Origin of the sequence: Limnobacter parvus (assembly GCF_024623725.1) — a bacterium.
Lineage (GTDB): Bacteria > Pseudomonadota > Gammaproteobacteria > Burkholderiales > Burkholderiaceae_B > Limnobacter > Limnobacter parvus.
The window spans coordinates 456,834-480,868 of record NZ_JANKHG010000017.1; the positions used below are offsets into that span (position 1 = coordinate 456,834).

The 24,035-nt window shown below is 51.1% G+C and carries 21 protein-coding genes, 1 tRNA gene and 1 pseudogene; 14 read left to right on the plus strand and 9 right to left on the minus strand.

What is annotated here, in order from left to right; translation table 11 throughout:
- Positions 1–85: 85 nt before the first annotated feature.
- From NSP04_RS09265 to NSP04_RS09275, 3 genes are all read left to right on the plus strand, one after another.
- The gene (locus NSP04_RS09265; RefSeq protein ID WP_257512044.1) at positions 86–1,342 is read left to right on the plus strand and encodes an aspartate kinase; all 1,257 of its coding nucleotides are present in this window, start codon (positions 86–88) and stop codon (positions 1,340–1,342) included.
- Positions 1,343–1,441: 99 nt separating this feature from the next.
- Positions 1,442–1,532 (plus strand) — tRNA-Ser (locus NSP04_RS09270).
- 139 nt (positions 1,533–1,671) lie between these two features.
- Entirely contained in the window at positions 1,672–2,310 is a 639-nt protein-coding gene (locus NSP04_RS09275; protein WP_257512045.1) for a response regulator, read from the plus strand.
- Positions 2,311–2,315: 5 nt separating this feature from the next.
- Here the strand turns inward: NSP04_RS09275 and NSP04_RS15040 are convergent.
- Together NSP04_RS15040 and NSP04_RS09290 are read right to left on the minus strand one after the other, a co-directional pair.
- Positions 2,316–3,698: pseudogene (locus tag NSP04_RS15040) on the minus strand (HD domain-containing phosphohydrolase).
- 21 nt (positions 3,699–3,719) lie between these two features.
- Positions 3,720–5,147 (minus strand): HD domain-containing phosphohydrolase, encoded by a 1,428-nt coding sequence (locus NSP04_RS09290; RefSeq protein WP_257512048.1) that lies wholly within the window; start codon positions 5,145–5,147, stop codon positions 3,720–3,722.
- Between the two features lie 263 nt (positions 5,148–5,410).
- On the opposite strand from NSP04_RS09290, the gene NSP04_RS09295 reads away from it, so the two are divergent.
- The 3 genes from NSP04_RS09295 to NSP04_RS09305 all read left to right on the plus strand — a co-directional run bounded on the left by NSP04_RS09295 (position 5,411) and on the right by NSP04_RS09305 (position 7,271).
- The gene (locus NSP04_RS09295) at positions 5,411–5,611 is read left to right on the plus strand and encodes a CsbD family protein (protein WP_257512049.1); all 201 of its coding nucleotides are present in this window, start codon (positions 5,411–5,413) and stop codon (positions 5,609–5,611) included.
- Positions 5,612–5,645: 34 nt separating this feature from the next.
- Entirely contained in the window at positions 5,646–5,813 is a 168-nt protein-coding gene (locus NSP04_RS09300) for a DUF1328 domain-containing protein (protein WP_257512050.1), read from the plus strand.
- 75 nt (positions 5,814–5,888) lie between these two features.
- A complete protein-coding gene (locus tag NSP04_RS09305; protein WP_257512051.1) occupies positions 5,889–7,271 on the plus strand; it encodes a sensor histidine kinase in 1,383 nt (460 codons plus the stop codon).
- On the opposite strand, the gene NSP04_RS09310 is transcribed toward NSP04_RS09305, so the two are convergent.
- A complete protein-coding gene (locus tag NSP04_RS09310; protein ID WP_257512052.1) occupies positions 7,268–7,903 on the minus strand; it encodes a response regulator in 636 nt (211 codons plus the stop codon). The genes NSP04_RS09305 and NSP04_RS09310 overlap by 4 nt on opposite strands.
- Before the next feature lie 187 nt (positions 7,904–8,090).
- Here NSP04_RS09310 and NSP04_RS09315 point away from each other — a divergent pair, with 187 nt between their 5' ends.
- Together NSP04_RS09315 and NSP04_RS09320 are read left to right on the plus strand one after the other, a co-directional pair.
- Positions 8,091–8,423, plus strand: a complete 333-nt coding sequence (locus tag NSP04_RS09315; protein WP_257512053.1) for a BON domain-containing protein — start codon at positions 8,091–8,093, stop codon at positions 8,421–8,423.
- 71 nt (positions 8,424–8,494) lie between these two features.
- Positions 8,495–8,917: a response regulator gene (locus NSP04_RS09320; RefSeq protein WP_257512054.1), complete on the plus strand. Its 423-nt coding sequence runs from the start codon at positions 8,495–8,497 to the stop codon at positions 8,915–8,917.
- 15 nt (positions 8,918–8,932) lie between these two features.
- On the opposite strand, the gene hmpA is transcribed toward NSP04_RS09320, so the two are convergent.
- A complete protein-coding gene (gene hmpA / locus NSP04_RS09325) occupies positions 8,933–10,075 on the minus strand; it encodes an NO-inducible flavohemoprotein (RefSeq protein ID WP_257512055.1) in 1,143 nt (380 codons plus the stop codon).
- Positions 10,076–10,287: 212 nt separating this feature from the next.
- On the opposite strand from hmpA, the gene norR reads away from it, so the two are divergent.
- The gene (gene norR, locus NSP04_RS09330) at positions 10,288–11,832 is read left to right on the plus strand and encodes a nitric oxide reductase transcriptional regulator NorR (RefSeq protein WP_257512056.1); all 1,545 of its coding nucleotides are present in this window, start codon (positions 10,288–10,290) and stop codon (positions 11,830–11,832) included.
- Here the strand turns inward: norR and cphA are convergent.
- Together cphA and NSP04_RS09340 are read right to left on the minus strand one after the other, a co-directional pair.
- Positions 11,829–14,435, minus strand: coding sequence for a cyanophycin synthetase (cphA, locus tag NSP04_RS09335; RefSeq protein ID WP_257512057.1), 2,607 nt, complete (start codon positions 14,433–14,435; stop codon positions 11,829–11,831). The two genes, norR and cphA, sit on opposite strands and share 4 nt — an antisense overlap.
- Before the next feature lie 36 nt (positions 14,436–14,471).
- The gene (locus tag NSP04_RS09340; protein ID WP_257512058.1) at positions 14,472–16,664 is read right to left on the minus strand and encodes a cyanophycin synthetase family protein; all 2,193 of its coding nucleotides are present in this window, start codon (positions 16,662–16,664) and stop codon (positions 14,472–14,474) included.
- A gap of 69 nt (positions 16,665–16,733) precedes the next feature.
- Here NSP04_RS09340 and NSP04_RS09345 point away from each other — a divergent pair, with 69 nt between their 5' ends.
- Positions 16,734–18,956, plus strand: a complete 2,223-nt coding sequence (locus tag NSP04_RS09345) for a cyanophycin metabolism-associated ABC transporter (protein ID WP_371825010.1) — start codon at positions 16,734–16,736, stop codon at positions 18,954–18,956.
- Complete coding sequence (locus tag NSP04_RS09350; protein WP_257512060.1) at positions 18,949–19,416, plus strand: cyanophycin metabolism-associated DUF1854 family protein; 468 nt, start codon at positions 18,949–18,951, stop codon at positions 19,414–19,416. Before NSP04_RS09345 ends, NSP04_RS09350 begins: the two co-directional genes overlap by 8 nt.
- Positions 19,417–19,532: 116 nt before the next feature.
- On the opposite strand, the gene flhC is transcribed toward NSP04_RS09350, so the two are convergent.
- Together flhC and flhD are read right to left on the minus strand one after the other, a co-directional pair.
- Complete coding sequence (gene flhC / locus NSP04_RS09355; RefSeq protein WP_257512061.1) at positions 19,533–20,099, minus strand: flagellar transcriptional regulator FlhC; 567 nt, start codon at positions 20,097–20,099, stop codon at positions 19,533–19,535.
- A 46-nt stretch (positions 20,100–20,145) separates the two neighbouring features.
- Positions 20,146–20,463, minus strand: a complete 318-nt coding sequence (gene flhD, locus NSP04_RS09360) for a flagellar transcriptional regulator FlhD (RefSeq protein ID WP_257512062.1) — start codon at positions 20,461–20,463, stop codon at positions 20,146–20,148.
- A 194-nt stretch (positions 20,464–20,657) separates the two neighbouring features.
- Between flhD and NSP04_RS09365 the strand changes: the two genes are divergently transcribed.
- Positions 20,658–21,536 (plus strand): alpha/beta fold hydrolase, encoded by an 879-nt coding sequence (locus NSP04_RS09365; RefSeq protein ID WP_257512063.1) that lies wholly within the window; start codon positions 20,658–20,660, stop codon positions 21,534–21,536.
- Here the strand turns inward: NSP04_RS09365 and NSP04_RS09370 are convergent.
- A complete protein-coding gene (locus NSP04_RS09370; protein WP_257512064.1) occupies positions 21,520–22,947 on the minus strand; it encodes an amidase in 1,428 nt (475 codons plus the stop codon). The genes NSP04_RS09365 and NSP04_RS09370 overlap by 17 nt on opposite strands.
- Positions 22,948–23,025: 78 nt before the next feature.
- On the opposite strand from NSP04_RS09370, the gene NSP04_RS09375 reads away from it, so the two are divergent.
- Positions 23,026–23,442: a YchJ family protein gene (locus NSP04_RS09375; protein ID WP_257512065.1), complete on the plus strand. Its 417-nt coding sequence runs from the start codon at positions 23,026–23,028 to the stop codon at positions 23,440–23,442.
- A gap of 127 nt (positions 23,443–23,569) precedes the next feature.
- Positions 23,570–24,034, plus strand: a complete 465-nt coding sequence (locus tag NSP04_RS09380) for an Hsp20 family protein (protein WP_257512066.1) — start codon at positions 23,570–23,572, stop codon at positions 24,032–24,034.
- Position 24,035 lies beyond the last annotated feature (1 nt).

The window sequence follows — 24,035 nt, forward strand, 5'->3', positions numbered from 1 at the left end:
GGATAATTTCAGGTAAAATAGCCAACTTATTGATAAGAAAGCGCGAAATGGTTCGCGCTTTTTATTTGTGCAGGGCGATCTGACTATGTCACTGATAGTACATAAATACGGTGGCACCTCGATGGGGTCCACAGAACGTATCAAGAATGTGGCCAAACGCGTGGCCAAATGGCATCGTGCCGGCTTCCAGATGGTGGTGGTTCCCTCGGCCATGTCGGGCGAAACCAACCGATTGATCGGCTTGGCCAAGGAAATTCAGGCTGAACCTGATCCCCGCGAACTCGACATGCTTTGCTGTACGGGTGAACAAGCTTCTGTGGCTTTGCTGGCCATGGCTTTGAAGGCCGAAGGGCTGGACGCGATCGGCTTTTCCGGGTGGCAGGTGCCTATTAAAACGGATAGCAGTTATACCAAGGCGCGTATTGAATCGATTGACGATACCCGTGTCAAAGCCGAGTTGAATGCGGGCAAGGTTGTGATAATTACCGGCTTTCAGGGCATTGATGAAGCGGGCAACCAGACCACACTGGGCCGTGGTGGTTCTGACACCTCGGCTGTGGCAATTGCCGCGGCCATGGGCGCCGCGGAATGCCTAATTTACACGGATGTAGACGGCGTTTACACCACTGACCCTCGCGTGGTGCCCGAAGCGCGCCGCATGCGTGTGGTGTCTTTTGAAGAGATGCTGGAAATGGCCTCGCTGGGCTCTAAGGTTCTGCAAATTCGATCAGTTGAGTTTGCAGGCAAGTACCGTGTGCCCACCCGTGTACTTTCAAGCTTGACCGACCCAATGATATCGCTGGACGAAGAACAAGTGTCTGGCACGCTGATTACTTTTGAGGATGATGAACATATGGAACAGGCTGTTGTTTCCGGTATCGCTTTCAACCGTGATGAAGCGAAAGTTACCATCCGTGGGGTTCCCGACAAACCCGGTGTGGCTTATCAAATTCTGGGTCAAGTGGCCGATGCCAATATTGACGTGGACATGATTATTCAGAACCAGGGTTCTGATGGCACCACCGACTTCACCTTCACAGTGCACCGCAATGAATTCAACAAAACCATGGACTTGTTGCAAAACAAGATTCAAGGCAGCGTGGGTGCGCGTGAAGTGGCCGGCGATGCGAACGTGTGCAAGGTGTCGATCGTTGGCATTGGCATGCGTTCACATGTGGGCGTGGCCAGCCTGATGTTTAAAACTTTGTCGGAAGAGAGCATCAACATCCAGATGATTTCCACATCTGAAATTAAGGTGTCGGTGTTGATCGATGACAAGTACATGGAGTTGGCGGTGCGCGCTTTGCACAAGGCTTTTGACCTTGAAAAAGTCACTGCTTGAATTCTGATTTGAATTGCCTGTTTGTGGCGCAACACGCGGTAAAGTGATTTGTGCCCACATTCAACATTTTGGCCGAAACCGTGTATAATTCGGCCTTCTGGAGACGTGGCCGAGTGGTCGAAGGCACTCCCCTGCTAAGGGAGCATACCCCAAAAGGGTATCGGAGGTTCAAATCCTCTCGTCTCCGCCAGTGAATACCGAGAACCCCGAGTGGATGTTGAGTGATCAACACCCTCGGGGTTTTTGCTTGGTGCAGACCCATCACAGGTGCTATCTATTTGGGTCTGAAGGTTCTATGCTTGGCGTCACACCCACTCGTGAGGCACTCCTTGACCCATACTAAAGAAATTGTGGTGGTGGACGATGAAACGCCCCAACTATTGGCAGTGACAGCAGTTTTGAAAGACCATGGTTTTAGTGTGGCTGGTTTTGGCACCGCGGATGAAGCATTGACCTACATCAAGGACAACCCTCCAGTCTTGGTGCTAAGCGACTTCGTGTTGCCCAACATAGACGGCTTGGAGCTGGTCAAGCGCGTCAAGTTGTTTGACGCCAATATTGAGTGCGTGTTGATGACCGGTCATGGCAATATCGAAGGCGTTGCAGAAGCAAGCCCCATGGGCGTGCGCGAATATCTGAAAAAGCCCTTTCGCAGTGCTGATTTGCTGGCCGTGGTTGAGCGGGCGTTTCATGTGAAAAGTCTGCAGCAACCTCTTCTTGGGGCAAGCATGCCAGAAGCTGCAACCCTCAAAGTCAAGACCGATAAGCTTGTGGATGATTTTCTGGCACGGTATGTGCACAAACTGAACAATGCAATGTTGCCTTTTGTGTTTGAGCTCGACCAGCATCTTGAAAACATAAAGCAATTCAGTGATGTGGACCAGAAGAGACTGAAAGCTCTATCCAGTGAAATTCAGGCACAAATGAATGCCGTCAAGACCACACGGGCCCTAATTGGCAAGCAATAAGCAAGTTATTTGCTCAAGGCTTCGGGTCGCATGGTGTAAATTTTCATCGCATGGCCAATCACTTCTTCACCATCGCGAAACTTGGTGAGCATTCTTCCGTTAACTACTTGGCCTTTGGTGCCCCACAGGTAGCCATCTGGGCCTATGAAATCACGGGTCAGCATGGCTCCAATTTTAAGTTTCTTGGCTGGAACAATCTGCTCATGCGCCAGCGGTGTGCTGCCGTATTCCTCCAATGCCTTGGGCAATGCACCGATCACTTCCGGATCATAGCGGCGGCCTGAGGCATTGGTGACAAAACGTGCCGCTTCTTTGGATGAAAGTTTTTGATCCGCCAACCAGCCTTGTTGCAGTTCGTCGTAATCTTCTGCAACGGCCAATATTCGCGCACCAATTGAGATGTTTGCACCGATGAGTCCATCCGGGAATCCTTGCCCGTCATAGCGTTCATGGTGGTGTCGAATAATGGTGCTGACTTCACTCATGTCTGGCAGATTCAGAAAAACGGTTTACGCGCGGATGGGGTGTTTAAGCAGGCTTGCCTGGGCTTCCCCGTCCAGGCTGGCAAATGGCGTAAACAGTGTGCGATCTGGCAGACCTATTTTTCCTATGTCGTGCAACAAGCTGGCGATGTAAATTTGTTGTACCTCGTTTTCATCCAGCGCCAGCTGCTGTGCCAGAATTCGCGACAGGTCGGCTACCCGGCGGGAGTGTGATGCCAGGGCAGGAGACCGCAATTCCAAAAAATTGCAGAACACACGGATGGTGCTCAGGTACTGTAGCTTGATGTCTTTGCGCGATTTGTCCAGCAGTGAATTCACCTGCTTGATTTCGTCGAGCCTTTCGTTCACCTTGATCTCAAGCTGATGTTGAAAGTTTTCAAGTCCATACACTTTTTCAGCGAGAGCCTGATTCAATTGATCGGTTTCAACCCTCAGCTCGTACACCTCGATAAGTTCGCTCACTGCGTGCCGAATTGCGTTTTCATTACAGGGCTTGATCAGAAAACGGTCAACTTGCCCGAGATTGATGGCGTCGATCGAGCTTTCAGTTTCAGCATGGCCAGTCAATATGATTTTGCCGATGTGGGGTGAAAATTCGGAGATTGCCTGGAGCACGTCGATGCCGCTTAAATCAGGCATGCGCAAATCGCAAATGACGACGGAGGGCTTTTCCCGACGAGTCATGGAGAGCGCTTCCCGTGCATCGGTGGTAAAAAGAATATCGTACGGTTCAAGGCTAAAGGTTTTACGCAGCGCATTGATGACATTGGAGTCGTCATCCACGAACAGTATTTTGTGCTTGGATCGTTTGCTGGTGTGAATCGAGCCTGTGAATCCATGGATTAGTGGACTTGCCTGGTTTTCAACGGTTTCATCAATACTCATCGTTCACATTCCATAAAGTGGCTATCGGCCCGCGTTTCGGCCCGATCGTTTCAGGCGAAATACATACACTTTAAGTGGCTTTCCGGTGAAAGCTTCATGCTCTTTGACCTGATCAATGAAGTGCTTGCTCAGCAGTTTTTCTTTTGAAAGCCACATGTATCCATCCGGGCCAATAAAGTCGCGTGACAAGGTTTGCCCGACAATTAGTTCAGACCCTGATAACAGGCGTTCGTCCAAGCGCGGTGCGGCCCTCAGCTTTTCAATCGCCGGTGGCAAGGCGGCCAGTACGTGGGGGTCGTAGCGTGTATCGCCCGACTTTAAAACAAAAGACATGGCCTCTTCTTCACTCAGCTTTTTGGGGGCCAGCCAGCCTTGTTGTAGTTCGTCGTAATCTTCCGCCACAGCCAAAATTCGAGAGCCCATGGGGATGACTTTGCTCAATATTCCGTCTGGATAGCCTTCGCCATCGAAGCGTTCATGGTGGTGCCTGATCAGGGTGGAAATTGATTCCATGTCGGGTTGACCGATGAACAGCTGTTGGCCTTTTGCGCAATGGCTCATTAATTCGCTTTTCAGTTCTTTGCTTAAACTGCCCACAGGTGAGAAAAGGACTTCATCCGATAAACCGATTTTCCCCACATCGTGAAGAAGGCCTGCAATGTAGATCTCGTTGATGTCATTTGGCGGGCATTCCAGTTCAATGGCCATTAGTCTGGCCAGTTCTGCAACCCGTTTGCTGTGCGCCCCAAGCTGGGGTGAGCGCAGTTCAGTTAAGCCAGAGAATACTTTGATGGCGCTGAAATACTGCGCCTTTCGTTCCCGATGCGACATGTCAAGAAAAAGTTTTGCTTGCTCATACTCCCTGATTCTTTCATTGATGCAATGCTCGAGCGAGGTATTCAACAACTCCAGTTCAGCCGCTTTATTGCTTAGTTCCCGAGCCGATTTCGACCGCTCCAGACGTACCTTACTGACGCCCACCAGTTCTGCTATGGTGAGTTGCAACACGTCGGCATCCAAGGGTTTGCAAAGAAAGCGGTTGACATGGCCTAGGTTGATCGCTGATATCACCGATTCTAGGTCACTGAACCCCGTCAGCATGACTCGCGCGGTGTCGGGGGTAACTTGACCGATGGCCTCGCATACTTCAATGCCGTTTAATTCAGGCATTCGGATGTCACAGATCGCCACGCCAGGCTTGTGGCGCTTGGCCAGTGAAACGCCTTCGCGGGCATCCAGTGAGGTAAGAACAGTCAGGTTTTGTTTGCGCAATTCTTTGCGAAGCGCCTGCAATACCTCTGGGTCGTCATCAATGATCAGCACGATGTCAGGGCATAGGTCTTTTCTTTCATAAAGACCTTCGGCCCGGTCTACAGCCGGCGTCATGAGAATAGCCACTGTGTCAATTTCCTGCTGCGTTACAACGGCGGTGTTAATGGTGGAGGCCATGGGATACCCTTTGGCTGGGGTCGTGGGGTAAGAAATCAGACTAACAAGTTATTGGCATTTTTAACTACTGAATAGACTGTCAAAAATGGTTAATTTCTGATCATGATTTTGAAAATTCTGGAACTCCAGGTTTCGATTACCTTGTAGGACTTTGCCCACATCACATTCGGCCTTCGCTGACCTACTTTTTTTCTGTCGCCAATTAAAGTGAAGTTGTGATGTTTCTTAGTCACCTTTGTCAATTTACGATCAGGAGAAAAATCATGAACAAAGACATTTTCGAAGGAAATTGGAAGCAGCTGAAAGGCAAAATTCAACAGCAGTGGGGCAAATTAACCGACGATGATCTTGATTTGATTGACGGCAAGCGCACTGAACTGGCTGGCAAACTGCAGGAACGTTATGGCTACGGCAAAGACGAAGCTGAAAAGCATTTGCAGAGCTGGGAAAAGCAGAACCATTAAGCAGTCAACCAATTAACGATCCAAGGAGTTGAATATGTTGCACTACGCCGTTGTTTTCTTTGTGATCGCGCTGATTGCCGCCTTATTCGGCTTTGGTGGCATTGCAGCCGGTGCGGTGGAAATTGCAAAAGTGCTGTTTTTCATTTTCATCATTCTTGCTGCGATCACCTTTATTTATAACTTGATAAAATCCAAACCGTAAATTACTGGTCAGGATTCTATCGTCGCAGTGGGGGCCCCTTTAGGGGGGTCCCCATTGTTTTTTGCTTAGGCCAATTTGAGTAACTCTGCACAATATTCAATTCAGTTTGCACGCAGCCGTTTGCGGAAAAGTCGGCCATATTGGCTGTTCGCGTTCGGTTGTGGAATGGTGTTGGCTTTGCTGGTTATCACCTACACCCATTCCAGGATGAATTCTGATGTGGTGGCCATGTCTGAAGTCAACCAGAAGCGAATTGATCGACTGGATCAATTGTGGGTTTCTTTGGTCGATGCCGAGGCCAGTGCATTGTCGTTTTTGTTGATGCGCAACGACATGTATCTGGAGCCCTACCGCAGCGCTGCTGCAAAACTAGAGCCCTTGATGGCGTCAATGAATTTTGATATTCCGCCTGAGTCGGAAGATCATGCAGATTTGCAGATTCTAAAGCGCTTGGTGGATGCCAAGTTTCAATACCTTGGCGAAATGCTGAGTCAGGGCAGGGTGCCTGTTGCTTTGTCGGAAGACCACGGTGAGCTTGGTAAGCAGTTGATGGATGAAATACGCGTTCGCTTGGCCGTGTTGAAGACCCGCCGTGAGAAAGCACACAAAGACCTGGAAAACATGTACCTGGAGCGTGCAGAAAATATTCAGTACGTTGGGTACGCTTTGGGCCTTGCCTCGCTTTTATTGATTGTCAGTTTGTTCATGGTGCAACAAAGACAAGTGGCGTTGCGCGCGCGGATTCATGATTTGCTCAAAACGGAAAATTCTCGCCTCGAGGCCAAGGTGTCTTTGCGCACACTCGAGTTGAGCAATTTGGCGAGTCATTTGACCAACGCACGCGAAGAAGAACGCCATCACATCGCCAGGGAATTGCACGATGAAATGGGGTCAGCTCTGACCGCTGCAAAGATGGATGCAAGCTGGTTGCGCCGTTCACTCGGTTCGCAGGTGAGTGATGATATTCAGGAACGCATCCTGCGCTTGATTGAAAGCATAAGCACCACAATCACACTGACTCGTCGTCTTGTGGATGATCTGCAGCCCCCCTTATTAAAAGGCTTGGGTTTGGTCGAAGCACTTCGCGCTTTGGGCGAACAATTTCAGATGGACATACCCGTCGAAATGGAACTTCCGGAACAGGCACTTCCCCTGCCGCAGTCACAGTCACTTGCACTGTTCCGGATCGCTCAGGAATCGCTGACGAATGTTCGAAAGTATGCCGGTGCGACACAGGTGAAAATGAGTTTGTTTAGAGAAGCTGAGCAAGTGATCTTGAGTATTCAAGACAACGGCATTGGGTTCGATACTCAACACGTCGAAATGCACGGACATGGAATAGCTGGCATCAAACATCGCACACAAATGTTCAGTGGGAATTTGACCCTTACTTCGGCGCCAGGCAAGGGCACGCTGTTGGAGGTACACATGCCCTTTACGTCAGAGCTGGATGCTTAGCTGAGCAACAGCCCGTGCTGATGGGCGTAAGTGGCCAATTCTGCATTGCTGGACACCACCAGTTTATCGAGCAGCCGAGATCTGTACGTGCTGACAGTTTTCACACTCAAGTGCAAGGCTTCGGCAATGACGGACACGGTTTCACCTTTGACCAGTCTCATAAACACCTGCATTTCCCGTTCAGACAAGCTTTCATGCGGAGGTTTGTCACTTTCGCCGGTCATTTCACGTGCCAACAATTCAGCCGTATTGGATGAAATGTAGCGCCTGCCTTGTGCCACGGTGTGGATGGCATTGATCAAGTCGCCACGGTCACAGTCTTTGCAAAGATAGCCACTTGCGCCGCTACGAATCATGGACAGGGCATAACGCTCTTCAGAAAAGCTGCTGATTATCAATACCTGCGTGTCATCGTGTCTTTGTTTCACCGCGCGCAGCAGATCGATTCCGTTTTGATCTGGCAAGGACAGGTCAAGCATCAGTACATCGCAGGGATGCTGGCGCAGCAGTTGTTGTGCTTCCTCAGCGGTGCCCGCTTCGAATTCAATCGACATGCCCAGTTCTTCATTGAGCATTTCCCGAAAGCCGGCTCGCACTATGGCATGGTCGTCTACAATAGCCAATCGAATCATGGGTGGTTCCTTTTGCTGTTGTGAGGTGTAGGGGAAGGCCAGACTATTCCTACAAATAAATCATCTTTGTCGGACAGATCAATAAATTGCCACTCCGTACTATTGAACGCATGAAACTTGATCAGTACATACCTAGATCCAGATTTCTTGTAAGTAGTCAGTTCAATAACTTTTTAGGAGTAGAACCATGAATAAACTAATCGCTAAAACATTGATTGCTTCCAGCCTTGCAGTGTCTGCATTGACCCCTGTGTATGCCACAGAGAAAAACAGAGAACCCATGAAGGCAGTTGGCCAGTATGTGGACGACAGCACAATTACTGCGAAGGTGAAAGCCAAGCACGCTGAAGACAAAATGGTTAGCGCCATGCGTGTTGAAGTTGAAACCAAGCAGGGCGTGGTTGTGTTGTCTGGCGAAGCCAAAACAGAAGGTGAAATTCAACGCGCTGAAGTTTTGGCCAAACAGGTCGAAGGCGTGAAGTCAGTTTCAAATATGATTGAGCTGAAGCCAAAATCTTAAATAGTTTGTAAACACTCGCAATGCAACTTCCCGTTGGTTTGCCAACTGACGGGAAGTTGAAGGTGACAATCTTGAACGAGAAAAGAACAACCCAGCCAGTATTGAAAGTACTTGTGGTGGAAGATTCTATGGATTTGCAGGTTTTGCTGCGCGCGATGCTGAATGAAATTCCAAGTGTGGAAGTGGTTGCCAGTGTGGACAATCAGGCGGCTGCGGTACAAGCCCTTAAGGCATGTTGTGCAGATTTGGCCATCGTGGACCTTGAGCTTGCGACAGGGACCGGTTTGGGTTTTCTGAAAGAATTGTCTGAACAGCTGGACACAGATCAGCATGTCAAAGTGGTTATTTTTTCCAATTACTCGAACTTGATTATTCGCCACCGGTGCTTGAACCTGGGAGCGAAAGCCTTTTTCGACAAGTCATTCCAGATTGATGAGTTGCTTGAGTTTGTTCAAGCGGAAGCGTCTGGCAAAGCCAAAAGCCTCACGCTCTAAAAGTCTTGGCTGATTTTAAATGGCCTGTGCAGGGCCAAAAAATTCAAAGTGCTGGCGTTCTGCGGGCACCCCCAATTTCCCCACTATATTTTTCACCGTACTCATAAACCCGATTGGGCCCAGAAAATAGACCTGTGCATCGTTGGATAAATGGTTTTCGATGTGATGTTGCTTGATTTGCCCTTCCACATTTTCATAAATGTAGACAGTTTCCAGGTTGGAGTATTCAGCGCTTAACTGTTCCGTCAAGGCTGCGAAGGAATGTTGTGCCTTGTTTTTACAGGCATGAATGAACCGGATGTCGCGTTTGCCCGCTGCCGCTTTCAACATGGAAATGGCGGGAGTAAGCCCCACCCCGGCCGTAATCAACACGACCGGGTCGATGCTGTTGTCGAGCACAAATTCACCGCAAGGCGGGCCGAGCTTAAGGGTGTCTCCCACATTCACATTCTTGTGCAGGAAGGTAGACACCACGCCACCATCCTCGCGTTTTACAGAAATGCGGTAATGTTGCCCATTTGGTGAATCGGACAGCGAATAATTTCGCGTGACTTTGTTTCCATCAATTTCAAGGTGCACTGTGATGTACTGTCCGGGCTTGAACAGCATGAATTCTTTTTCGTCGACCGGCTGCAAATAAAAGGATGTGACCAGTTCGCTTTCTTGCTCTTTGGCGGTAATTTTGAAGGCGCGTTGGCCCTCCCACCCTCCGGTGGACATGGCTTGCTTGGCATACAGAGTGGCTTCAGCGTTAATCAACATGTCAGCCAATTGCTCATAGGCGGCTGCCCAGGCGTCGATAATTTCTGGCGTGGCCGCAGCGCCGAGCACCTCTTTCATTGCTTGCAGCAAACATTCACCCACGATGGGGTAGTGCTGGGGCTTGACCCCCAAAGCGACATGTTTGTTCACAATCAAAGTAACCGCATTCATTAACACGGCGGGGTTGTCGATGTGCTTTGCATAAGCCAACACGGCATTGGCCAAAGCACGGGGCTGCGTGCCTTTCTGTTGGTGAGTGGGGTTGAAGAATGTGGCGGTAACCGGGTATTTGCTGAACATCAGTTTGTAGAAATGGGTGGTTAGTGTTTCACCGCCTAGCTCAAGTGCAGGAATGGTTGCCTTGATCCATTGCTTTTGCTCGGTGCTGACAGCCATGATTTTTTCCTTATTTCTTCGGGTTTTGATATTTGTCGAAAAGTTTAATGATTGTTGTTATCAAGTTTCATGCCATGCACCTATCCGTTTATATTTGTCAATATAAACAATGGCTTGCGTTTAAATAAAAAGTATTGAGCAAATTAATTATTGTGTTTTGGACAATTAAAGAATATTGTCTTTTTTACAATAAATTGTGGAAATGACAAGCTATGGAGTTGTCCAGTTTTGTGTTGTCGGTGATCGAAGATTTGGGTGCAGATCTTGATCAGCCTACACGTTATGCCCGTTATGTGAATACTTTGGCCGCTGCGCTTCCTGGCAACGCATGCGCACTGCTCAAGAAAGAGGGCAACGCACTGAAACCATTGGCTGTTCGTGGCCTTACGCCAGACAGCCTGGGCAGGCGCTTTGAATTAAATGAGCACCCTCGTTTGAACGCCATTGTGAATTACCGGGGTGTGACCCACTTTCCAAACAAATCGACATTGCCCGATCCTTATGATGGTTTGCTGGAAGGCGTGCATGTGGGTGATTTGAATGTGCACGACTGCATGGGTTGCCCTTTGTATGTCAATGGCAAGCTTTGGGGAGCAATCACCCTGGACTCCCTGAAAGCTGGGGTGTTTGATGCGCGGGTTGAAAGGGCTATGGCCATGTTTGCGCGTCTTGGTGAGGCTGTGGTGCATGTGGCTTCACTTTCGGAAAAGTCGGCCACATGGAAGGTTCAGGCGGCAGAATCGGCTGGGCTTGTTTCACTGGAGGGCTTGCAGGTTGCACGCCGTGAAATGATCGGCGACAGTCAGGTACTCCGCAATTTAAAGCAGGAGATTTTGACCGTGGCCAACAGCCAGTTGGCCGTGTTGGTGCATGGTGAAACCGGTGTGGGAAAAGAATTGGTGGCGCAAGCTTTGCATGCCATGTCAAATCGGGCGGGTTTGCCTTTGGTCGTCATCAATTGTGCGGCGTTGCCCGATCAGCTCATCGAAAGCGAATTGTTTGGTCATGTCAAAGGTGCCTTTTCAGGGGCAGACCGGGAACGCCTGGGAAAGTTTGAACTGGCCAATGGCGGCACCTTGTTTTTGGATGAGGTGGGTGAATTGAGTGCGTCGGCGCAAGCCAAGTTGCTTCGAGTGCTGCAAAGCGGGCAAGTGCAACGCGTGGGCAGTGACAAAGAGCACAGGGTGGACGTGCGAATTGTGGCCGCAAGTAACCGGAATTTGTCGGAAGAAGTGAAAGAAGGGCGATTCAGAGCGGACCTATACCATCGCCTGTGCGCGTACCCCCTACACATTCCACCCCTTCGTGAACGCGGGGATGATGTGGTATTGCTGGCTGGCTATTATCTTGAACAGAACCGCAGCCGGTTGCGGCTGCGAAATTTGAGGCTGGGCCGTGGTTGCGAAGCCGCTTTGAAGCGGTATGGCTGGCCCGGCAATGTTCGGGAGCTTGAACACACGCTAGGTCGTGCTGCACTGAAAGCCAGGCGAGACGAGCCCGGGCCCATGGTGACCATTGAACTTGAGCACCTGGATTTGCACAACGACGAGCCGATGCAGCTTCAAAAAAGCCAGGCATCTCTCGGGCTGTTTCAGCCCATGGGGGGGCTAAGTTATCGCGATGCTGTTGATTCGTTTTCCAAAAGTCTAGTTGAGCAGGTTTTGCAACAACATGACGGAAATCGTGCCGCAGCCGCCAGGCAACTGGGGCTCGATTCCGGTAACTTTCACCGCATGTTGAAACGTTTGCAGCTTTAAACGCGTGCAGTTTCACCCGAAGTATTGTCTTGAAGGTATTGCAGTGCCTCATTCACCTGGTCGATCAACACCAACACCAAATGATCAGCAACGGTTTCATCCAGTGCCATTTGAATGGCTTTGAATTCCCCGCGCACTTCGACTACCTTCGGTTTATTCTCTGATGTGGCCAGTGCAATGCCTTGCTGCAACAGGGAAAGTGTTTCGCCGTCGGGCCGTCCCCGTTGGCAGGCGTCCTCGTACAAAATAATGTGATCAAAGAAACCGCCGACCAAGCGCCCTTGTTCAATGATGTCTTGATCGCGTCGATCGCCTGCCGCACTGATCACGACAGTGCGTCGAATTGCGGGGATGTTTTTCAGCGTGTTCACCAGTGTAGACACCGCATCGGGGTTGTGCCCATAGTCAGCAATGACCGAGCCACCTTTGTGTTTGAAGAAGTTAAACCGGCCAGGTACGGTGTCGGGTGTCGATTGAAAACTGCCCAGTGCGGCCCGTATGGTCGTGAAGGGCACATTCAGGCCTAGCGCTGCGGCAATTGCGCACATCACGTTTTGAACCTGGAAGGTGAAAAGGCCGTTGTTGGTCAAGGGCACATCCATTAAATCCACGGTTTTTTCAATGCCGTCGTAGCTGATGTTGATCACTCGGCCATCATGAATAATCACGGGGCGCCCTTTGGCCTTGTGAGCAGCCACAATCGGGTTGTCTGGGTTGCTGGTAAAAAACAGAACACGCCCCGGTGTCAGCTTGGCCATGCCAGCGGCGTGTTTGTCGTCTGCATTGAGTACTGCAAGCCCGTTTGGAGCCACGTTCTGTACCAGAACGCTTTTTAACAGCGCGAGGTCTTCTACGCTGTCGATGAAATTCAAACCCAGGTGGTCGCCTTCGCCAATGTTGGTAACGATGCCCACATCGCACATGTCAAAGCCCAGCCCTTCGCGCAACATACCACCGCGTGCGCATTCAAGCACAGCAGCATCGGCTTCAGGGTGTACCAGCACCTTGTGCGCACTTTTTGGGCCGCTGCAATCACCGGTGTCGATCAGGTGGCCATTCACCACCACACCTTCAGTGCCGGTGAAGCCGACACGCAGGTTGTGATAACGCAAAATTTGTTCGATCAAGCGCACTGTGGTGGTTTTACCATTGGTTCCGGTCACCGCGACCACAGGAATGCGGCCGTTTTCGTCTTTCTTGAACATCAGGTCGATGACCGCAGCACCCACGTCCCGGCTTTTGCCGATGGATGGTTCCAAGTGCATTCGCAAGCCGGGTGCCGCATTCAATTCAACAATGCCTCCGCCTTGGGCTTCCAGTGATTCATCTACCCGTTCACACACCACATCCACGCCGCATACTTCAATGCCAATTTGTTGTGCAGCCTGAATCACCATTTCTGCCATTGCGGGGTGCACATTGTCTGTAACATCGGTAGCGCTGCCGCCAGTGCTTAGGTTGGCATTATTGCGCAACACCACGCGCACGCCTTGTTCAGGCACTGATTGCGAGGTGAATCCTTGCTTCTTGATTCGGGCAATTGCAATTTCATCAAGTCGAAGCTTGCTGAGCGCGCTACCGTGGCCTTCGCCACGCAAGGGGTTTCTATTTTCGATTTCCACCAATTCTTCAATGGTGTGTACGCCATCACCAACCACGGAGGGCGGTTCGCGTCGCGCAGCGGCCACCAGTTTGTCGCCAACCACCAAAAACCGGTAATCGTGGCCGGGAATGAATTCCTCCACAATTGGCACGCCGCTGCCGTATTTCTTGGCGGCATCAAAGGCAACTTTCAAGTGTTCCTCATCCACAATATTTACCGTGACGCCCTTGCCTTGGTTGCCATCGCTGGGTTTGATTACCACGCCTTTTTTTGTAATCCTGGTCAGCTCACGGAATGCTTCTAGTGCCTCGTCGAAGGTTTTAACCAGTTTGCCTTTGGGTGTTGGAATTCCAGCAGCTGAAAGAATTGTTTTGGTGAGGTCTTTGTCTTGCGCAATTTCTTCAGAAATAGCACAGGTGGTGTCAGTTTCAGCTGCTTGAATGCGGCGTGCTTTGGACCCCCAGCCCAGTTGTACAAGGCTGCCTTGGGTCAAGCGGCGTATTGGTATTCCGCGGCGCAGGGCAGCATTTACTATCGACCCTGTGCTTGGGCCAAGCTTGCAGCTTTCAAAAATGTCCTTCAACTTGTCGATGGCCGCCTTGGCATCAAATTCTTCGCCGGCCACGGCTGCCAAAATGAGCTGATGGGCCTCTTCAAAAGCGACGCGTGCCAAGTCTTCTTCCTCATATTGAACCACCACACGGAAGTAGCCCGTGGTGATGTTGTCGGAAACATGGGCAAAGGTGACTTGTGAACCCGCCTCCACCTGAAGTCGCAAAGCGGTACGACCAAGAATGTGCGCCAGTGCAATGTTGCTTTGCTCGAATCCTGTGGCACGCAGTGAACCAATACCGGGCAGCGCACTGCGTACCCGCATTTCAATGTTGGCGAAGCGGTCATAAAGCCGCTCATTTTCCTCACAAAACACCAGCGCTTCCATGCTGGTGTTTTTGCTCCACAAGTTTGGGCCGCGCAGGGCCCGGATGCGTTCAATTTTCATGATTCTTGTTTACCTTGTTGATACGTCGGCATGAATTCAATAGCGTTGCCGAATGTCGGCGCGCAGCAGGTTGTGAGGAACATCCATGGCCCATCCAGACGCTGCCAGTGCCAGTGTCTTGATCAGGTTGAGCGGGGGCTGCCTCAGTGAAATTGGTGTGCGGGCCTCCGCTTCAGCTCGGTTGCCTTTGAAGTGAATGCTGTCGCCTTGGCAAACAACCGCCATGCCACCGTTTTTTACATGCTCATCAACAACTGGATTGTCTGCTATCGCGCTGATCCAGATGACTTTGCCGTCGCACAGTTCCTTCAAGGGCAACAGGCTGACTTCATCGGCATTGATCACTGCATGGCCACTGCTTAGCACCAGGTCAATCACTGTGCGCATCACGTTGAAATGTTGTTCCCTATTCAAAATGTCCCATTCGTCGAGACCATTTATCGAGCCCAGGCTGGTGATGATGGCCAGGCTGGAGCGGTCAAAGGGCAGGCCTTCAGACAAAATTGCGCTTGCCTTGACCTGCATCACCACCGTGTCCAGGTTCTTGTTGATCAGGCAGTTTCGTCCAGCTTGCCAGTTTGCAGAGGGTGTGATGGTGATCACCCGACCATTCATCACCAAGCCCTGGTCACAAGCCAAACCCACGCGGTGCCCTTGATCTTGCAGAATCTCAGTTAATTCGGGGCCAAATCCAAGAATTTCATCGCCACCTGAGTAGGAGATGGTAGGAATTCGACCATTTGCTTCGCCAGGAAACAGGGATTCGATGATGGGTTTGCCCACGTTGCGCGCCTGACCCTTGGCGGGTTTGATGTGCATTAGTAAGCCGGGGCCTGCATTGACTTCCACCACAGCCAGCGACTGCGTTTTGGGCGGCTGGTCGATGTGTTCACACACCAAGTCGATTCCAGCAACATCAAGACCCACCACGCGCGCTGCCGTGCAGCACAGGCGCGCAATTTCGGGGTGAATCAAGTCTGTGACGTCCTCTGACGCGTTGCTGTTGCGTTCAATTACGACCTGTGCACCGGCGGGCACCACTGAATCTGCGGTGTAGCCCTGGCGTTGTACTTCCAGGGAAACCACTGGATTGGTTTGAATTCGAATGGTTTTAAGCGGTGTGATTTCAGTTTCCCCACGGCGAGGATCGGTATTAATTTGCTGGTCGATCAGGGCTTGCAATGTTGATTGTCCATCGCCGTGTACGCAAACCAGTTCGCCACGTGACACGGCTGCCACCTGGTAATTCACCACCAAAACCCGGTGCTCAACACCACGAATGAATTTCTCAACAATGACGCCGCTGTAGCTTTCCTCGTAGGCCAACGCCCAGGCTTTTTCAATGTCCGTTTGCTTATCAAGTTCAAGCGAAACGCCGCGCCCCTGGTTGCCGTCCACTGGTTTAACCACCACAGGCAGTCCAATTTCTTGAGCAATTTCCCAAGCCCGCTCTGCAGTTTTTGCGAATTCGCCTTCGGGGACTGGTACGCCACACTGGGCCAATAGGTCTTTGCACAGATCTTTGTCCGAGGCAATGCCTTCAGCAATTGCCGAGGTTTTGGAGGTTTCAGCAGTCCAGATTCGTTGTTGCTGCTCGCCATGACCCAACTGCACCAGGTTGCCATCGTTCAGGCGAACAATCGGAATGCGGCGTGCATAGGCGGCATCAAGAATATGTTGGGTGCTTGGGCCCAGGCCGTGCATGTCGCAATGGCGCTTGATTGTCTTAAGTTCAGCTTGTAAATCGTATTCGGTGTCTTCGATCGCGGCGTGTAGCAGGCGTACGCCCGCTTCCAGGCAGGCCATGCCCACCACCGGGTCGGGCGTGCGAAACACCATTTTATAAACACCTTCCTTGCTGGTCATTCGTGCTTTGCCAAAACCCACTTCCAGGCCCGCTTGGGTGTGAAGCTCGATTACGATGTGTTCCAGCATGTGGGCGGCGTAGGTGCCTTCACGTACCCGGAGCAAAAATCCGCCTGGTTCCCCGATTCCACAGCGGTGGTCAACCAAACCGGGTAGCCAAGTCGTTAATCGTTCATAAAAACCTGGCAGCAGGTTAGAAGGGAATTGTTCCAGTTCTTGAATATCCACCAACGCTTCAATACAACTTCGATAGGTCCAGATGTTTGGGCCGTCAAGCCACATTGTTCGGAGTATTACAAGGCGTTTTTGCGTCATAAGCTGGGCATCGGCAGGATTAGTTTCTAGGATTGGTTTTTCAGTCAATGTTAACTCCGTGTCGCTGGAAATAGTGGTGTAACATCAGCGAATTCGTGAACTGAGGGGGTAATCTCATTGAAAATCGTTGGATTTTCACCGTCTGAAAACGAGGTACAACGCCTCTCAGAGGTATGGGCCGCAAATTCACCAACCCAAGCAGTGTTTGTGGCTGACATGAACACTCGATGTGAGTTTTCAAGAAGCCTTGTAGCCTTTAACGCAAATGAATTAATTGTGGTAGACAAGGAATCGGAAGTGCCTGTTTTTAAGGCTCCTTTTTCGGCCATTGAGAAAATTTCAATGTCGGATCATTCCGGGCTTTCTACGGTTTTGGTGCAGGTAACGTCAGGTCAGGTATTCCGTTTTTATACCAGCTTCAGTTTGCATCGCGCGCTTGAGGAATTTGTAGGGCTTCTGGAAGCGGCTGTGCGTGAATTTGAGCACGGTACAGCCCATGTTGCCCAGATTCAGCACCCGGTTCCTCAGTTGTTGGCTGACGAAGATCTTGAGGAAGCTGGGTTCGAGGAACCAGTTTCGTCTCGGGCTTTGTTGCGCCTGTGGCGATTCGCGCATCCGTATCGCTGGCGTTTGCTGGCGGGTTTGTTGCTGACTTTGATGTCGACAGCGGCCACCTTGGTTGCGCCCTATTTGTCGATGCCCTTGATGGATGAAGTGTTAATTCCCTTCCAGAATGGCGAGCCAATGAACACCGAGTTGGCGACCCTCTATTTAAGTGCATTGTTAGTTTCTGCAGTGGTGGCGGCGGCCTTAAGTTGGGCCCGAACCTATCTGCTGGCGCTGGTTTCAGAGCGAATTGGTTCCGACTTGCGTACCACCACTTTCAATCACCTGATGAGCTTGTCGTTGGACTACTTCAGCGCGAAGCGAACCGGTGATTTGATTGCCCGTGTCAGCTCTGAAACAGACCGCATTAATTTGTTTCTGTCTTTGCATGCACTCGATTTCATCACCGATGTGATCATGATCGTGATGACCGCGATTATCTTGATGAACATTGATTTTGAGCTGGCTTTGCTCACTTTGCTTCCACTGCCCATCATCGCGTGGATGATCCACATGGTGCGCGAAAAGCTGCGCACCGGCTTTGAGAAAGTGGACCGGGTGTGGGGTGAAGTGACCAATATTTTGACTGACACGATTCCCGGTATTCGCGTGGTGAAAGCTTTCGCACAAGAACGCCGCGAATCAGACCGCTTTTTGAATGCGAACCTGCGCAATCTGGAAGTGAACGATCGAATCAACAAAACATGGTCGCTGTTCGCACCCACAGTTAGTTTTTTGACCGAGTTGGGTATTTTGGTGATCTGGGCCTCGGGCATCTGGATGATCATGAACAACGAAATCACGGTGGGTGTGCTGACTGCATTTCTGGCCTACATTGGCCGCTTCTACACTCGCCTAGATTCCATGAGCCGGATTGTGTCAGTCACCCAAAAGGCAGCCGCGGGTTCCAAACGAATTTTTGACATTCTTGATTACAAGTCTTCTGTGCCTGAAGCAGTGAACCCGGTGAATATTGATCACTTGAAGGGTGAACTGGAATTGCGCAATGTGTCATTCCGCTACGGCAGCAGGCAGGTACTGGACAACGTGAACCTGAAAGTAAAGCAGGGCGAGATGGTGGGCCTGGTCGGGCACAGTGGCTCAGGCAAGTCAACACTGGTGAATTTGCTTTGCCGATTTTATGACGTTAGCGACGGTCAGGTGTTGGCCGACGGCATTGACATTCGCCAAATCGAAATGGCCAGCTACCGCCGTAATATTGGGCTGGTGCTGCAAGAACCTTATTTGTTTTTTGGCACCATTGCCGAGAACATTGCCTATGGCCGCCCCGACGCCACACGTGAAGAAATTATTGCCGCAGCAAGGCTTGCACACGCGCATGAATTTATTCTGCGCCTGCAGCATGGTTACGATTCACTGGTGGGTGAACGCGGGCAAAGTTTATCTGGCGGTGAACGCCAGCGTATTTCAATAGCGCGCGCTTTGTTAATCGACCCCAAAATCCTGATTCTGGACGAAGCCACGAGTTCGGTCGACTCACAAACCGAAAAGGAAATTCAGAAAGCACTGGACAATCTTGTACAGGGTCGAACCACCATTGCAATTGCCCACCGGCTTTCGACCCTGCGCAAGGCAGACCGAATCGTGGTGATGGATCGGGGTAAGGTTGTGGAAGAGGGGCCACACGATAAACTGCTGGCTGCCAAATCCCACTTCTGGCATTTGCACCAGGCCCAGGAAAAACTTAAGCAGGAGCAGGCCCACTATGACTGATTGGCGATTACGCGAGTCCACACAAGGGAAGCTGGCACTTTTTCAATGCGAGACCCTTGTGGCCGACCAAGTCATGCCGGTGTTGGCATTTCCGTTTTCTGCGCCCGAAGAAAGTATTTCCATTGTGGATGAGTACAGCAAGGAAATGGCCTGGATTGACCGCATGGATCAATTGGATGCAGATTCGCAGGCTGCTGTGAAGGCTTACCTGGCCTTGCGTGAGTTCAGGCCCAAAGTGTTGCGAATTACTTCGGTTTCAACCTATTCAACCCCCAGCATCTGGATGCTTGAAACAGACAGGGGCCCTTGCAAATTCGAGTTGCCAAGCGATGAAAGCATTCGCAGACTGGCCGGTAACAGTTTGGTGTTGACCCATGCCAACGGCATGCAGTTCATCATTGATGATTTATTCGCGCTGGATGCCCGCAGCAGGCAGATTCTTGCCCGTTTCATGGCTTGAGCAAAAAAACGCCTGTGAGTTAAATCTCACAGGCGATTGAATTGTCCTTGAACTACGGACTGGGGAGAGAGACAAAAACAAGCTACAGCTGTACTACGGCACTACCAATCAATTCTTTAGGCAATTTCCATCGCAGATTCTTCATTGAAGAACCGTGTTGCGGCATTCTGTTTGGTTTTGCCTGCGCGGGAAGGCATATTGCACAAACCGCATTCATAGTCGTTTACCAGGTCGTAGGTGTGCACAACGAAGTTGCCCTCACAGGTTTTGCAGCCCGTTGTGGTCAACATGCCGGCATCAAAAAACTTCACCAAGCGCCATGCGCGGGTTAGTGATAACACTTCAGGCAGGCCCAAGGCAGTAATTTGTTCACGGTACAGCTTGTAAGACTTCACCAGGCATTCGCCATCGTCCATGTCCGTGTGTTTGATGCAGGCCGAGTAAAAATTCATGAACAGCGAGCAGTGAATATTGGGCTGCCAGGTCATGAACCAGTCGGTGGAGAAGGGCAGCATGCCTTTGGGTGGCGATTTGAACTTGATTTCCTTGTACAAGCGAATCAAGCGTTCACGTGACAACTGGGTTTCGCTTTCCAGCACCTGCAAGCGGGCGTCCAGCTTGATCAGTTCTGAGGCGAGTTTGATCTGGGCAGCTTCAGCCACCAATGATTTAATCTTGGACATGTTGTTCTCCGGTGTGCCAGCAGGCACGTTTTGCGACGGTTTTTTTTTAAGCGGAAATCTGTGCACTGCGGCCTGCCATCAGGATGGCGGCGTGCATGCCAGAAATGGCGCGGTCTTTTCCGTGGTCGGAGAGTAGTTTCCAAACAGCCGGATCTTCAAACCGAATACTGCACATCGGCATATTGCTTGCCGCAATACGCAAAACCTGTGCGGTGGTCAGTTGATTCAGAAGGTCGGCAGTGTTTTCATCAATACCCAGGCGAATGATGGCCTCGGCTTTGTCTTCATTGATGAGTTGTTTGGCAAGAAGCAGGTAAGATAAATTGGCTTCGCGAATTTGTTCCAGTAGTTCATTTGCTTTCATTTTGAACATCCTCCTATTCAAATCGAGCAATCTTTTCAGGCTGGTTTCGGCGCTTCCCACAGACATCGAAGCCAGTGAATGTATTGTTGAACAAATGCGAAAATAACTAAGCCATCCATTTGCTGTAAGCGAGATCAGCGAGCAGCTTATGATGGTGTAGGGAAAAACCAGACAAAAAGATGGGGTGAACAACAATGAGCAATGCTTTTATGAACTGGCTGTGCCGAAAACTGATCGATTCCAAGTGCAAGCAAATGGGTTTGGCAAGGTCCACTGCAGACACAGTTGACGGCCGCACGGTTTATTTCAAGGGCGGACAAGGGCCCGACATGGTATTGATTCATGGTTTTGGTGCCAACAAGGAAAACTGGCTTGCGCTTGCTCCCCGATTGATGCGGCATTACACGGTGTGGATCCCCGATTTGATCGGCTTTGGTGAATCAGACCGCCCCAGCAACGCAAGATTTAATATCGCAGAGCAATCTGACCGCGTGGTGCGCTGGCTGGATGCAGTAGGCGTCAAGAGTTTTCATGTGATTGGAAATTCCATGGGTGGTTACATGGCAGGCGCTTTGGCAGCGAATTTTCCGAACCGGGTGCTCAGCGCATGCCTGTTGAACCCAGCGGGTGTAGCAGGCACTGAGCACACGGCAATAGGCCGCTCGTTCGCAGAGGAAGGCAGAATTATTCTTGCTCCCAGCAATTTCAAGGAATACGAGCAGGTTATCGACCTTTGCTTTAGCGGCAAGCCGCCTGCCATGCCCACCTTCATGCGCAAGTACTTTGGGCGCATGTCCATTGAAAACAAAGGCTTGCTGGATAAGGTATTCATGGAGTTTGTGAACCCAGATGCCAATGTCAGTTTGAACGACATGGTTGAGAAAACCACGGTGCCGCTGATGGTGGTGTGGGGCGATTCAGACCAGCTGGTTCACCCCAGTGGCTTGGCGACGTTGAAGCAGGCCAACCCGGCCATTCATGACGTGATGCTTGAAAACACCGGGCACTGCCCAATGGTTGACAGGGCCTCGCTGGTTTACAAGGCCCATTTGGCGTTCATGCCAGCATCTTGAATGGTTGCGCTTGTTCCAATTCAAGCGCGAGTTCGATCAGCCTGAATTCATGCCCCATGGCCGCCGCGAAATGAACACCCACCGGAATGCCTTCTTCGGTGTGGTGCATCGGCAGGCTGATTGCTGGTGCGCCAGCCACATTCTGAGCGGCGGTAAACGATGCGAAGTTCACCAGGCGATGGCGAGCTTCGTCGAAAGGCAAATCGAGCGTTAGATGGCCCAAGGGCGGCGCAGGCTGGCCCAGTGTGGGGCTTAGTAACACGTCCAGGTCATTGAAAGCGGTGGCGTATTCTGCTTCGAACTGATAAAGCCTGCGCATTGTGAACGGGAACTTCCACAGATTGCGGGTGAAGTGACCCGCCAAGCCGTAAGTCAAGGGTTCCAGCTTGCCGGTATTCATATCGCGATCCACTGCCCATTTGCCCAGATGCGAAATAGAAGCGGCCAGCATGCCCCAATACAGCAAGAAGTCGTCGGCAAATTGTTCGCCAATCGGTATCTGAATTTCCCGCACTTCATGGCCCAAACTTTCACACAAGGCTGCGGCTTTGTGCACGGCTTCCACGCAAGCTGCGTCGGTGGCATGGCCCGATACTTTTTGGGTGAACATGCCGATTTTCAGGCGTTTGCGCCCAGGGGTGGTGATGTGGCCCAAGGGCGGCAAGGTTGGGTTTTTGTAGTGTTCTTCCGCCAATGCAAAGAAGGCGGCTGTATCGCGCACACTGCGCGTGACTACACCATCGCTAACGATATTAATTGGCAGACTTTTTGCCATTTCATTCATGACCAAGCGGCCACGGCTGGGTTTAAGACCGATCAACCCGCAACAAGCGGCTGGAATTCGAATAGACCCACCGCCATCATTGGCGTGCGCAATGGGCACCACGCCAGCAGCCACCAATGCAGCCGAGCCCCCGGAGGAACCACCCGTGCTGTGCCCGGTGTGCCAAGGGTTGTGGGCTGGTTCAGCCTGGCTGTATTCCGTGGTTGCGGTTAAGCCGAATTCAGGCAGTTTGGTTTTGCCCAGAAAAACAAGGCCAGTGTCGATCAGTTGCTGGGCCACTGCGCTATTGGTTTTTTTGGGCTTGGCCGGAAGGGCGGCTGAGCCATGCCGGGTTGGTAAGCCCAAAAGATCCAGGTTGTCTTTCAGCAAACTTGGTATGCCCTGAAATGCACGAAAATTACCCAGTTCGTCATACAGCTTGGCCTGGGTCAAGGCAGATTCTTCCTGCAAGCACACAGTGGCATGCAGCTCGGGGTCAACCTGTTCAAGTCGTTTGTAGGCGGCTTGCACCAACTCAGTGGCGCTGGTTTTCCCGGTTTGCAGTTGTTCGGCCAAGCCCACAGCATCGTGGTGGCCCAGTGCATCATCTTGATTGAAGGCGTGCACCTGTGTTGGTTTGCTGGTCATTGTTGTTGGTATTGGGTTGGCTGTCTCTGCATTCAGTCTAAAATGAAAAACCCGCAAAACCGAATGCATCCGTACCACATGGCTCAAAAAAATCAACTCGCTTCGCAACCTCTCGCATGCCCTTGTGGCAAGGGCAAGTACACAACTTGCTGCGAAAATTTCCACGCAGGGCGGGAAGTTGCATGCACCGCAGAGGCCCTGATGCGTTCGCGCTACAGCGCTTATGCCTTGGGTTTAAGTGAGTATGTTCAACGCACCTGGCATACGACAACACGCCCAGCGCAACTACTTGATTTGCAGCAAGAACTTTCCAACGGAAAATGGCTGGGGCTCTCGGTTAAAGCACACAGCCAACAAGGCGACAATGCCGAAGTGGAATTCGTGGCACGCTACAAACCCAAGGCTGGCCCTGCCAGCCGATTGCATGAGCTTAGCCGCTTTGCGCGGGAAAACGGGCATTGGTTTTATGTGGATGGCGACTTGTTTGAGGATTGAATTTTTTTAAAGTTATCCCTTGAAATTCCTTTGGTGGGCTCATAAATCAGTGTCGTGGGAAATGTCTCCGAGAGAGTTTCCCCAATTTGTTCAACAACTGATTTTTTGCTTCTTAGGAGAATGAATCATGGCAACAATCGACTTAACACCCCTGTACCGCAGCACCATTGGCTTTGACCGGATGGCTAGCATTCTGGATGCCGCAATGCGCGTCGACACCTCCACAGGATACCCACCCTACAACATCGAGGCTTTGGAAGAAAACCGCTACCAAATTAGTGTGGCTGTGGCGGGTTTCGATGAAAAAGAGCTAGAGCTTGAAGTAGAGCGCGGTGTGCTCACCGTGCGTGGCCGAAAGGCAGACGAGGATGGCAAGCAGTACCTGCACAAGGGCATTGCGTTTCGCAGCTTCGAGCGCAAATTCAACTTGGCTGATCACGTGCAGGTGGAAGGCGCTAATCTGAAAAATGGCTTGTTGGTGGTCGAGTTGCTCAAGGTTATTCCCGAGCAAATGAAGGCGCGCCGCATTCCTATTGGCCAGACCAACTTGCGCACGATTGAATCAGAAGGGCACGATCAAGCCGCAGCCTGAT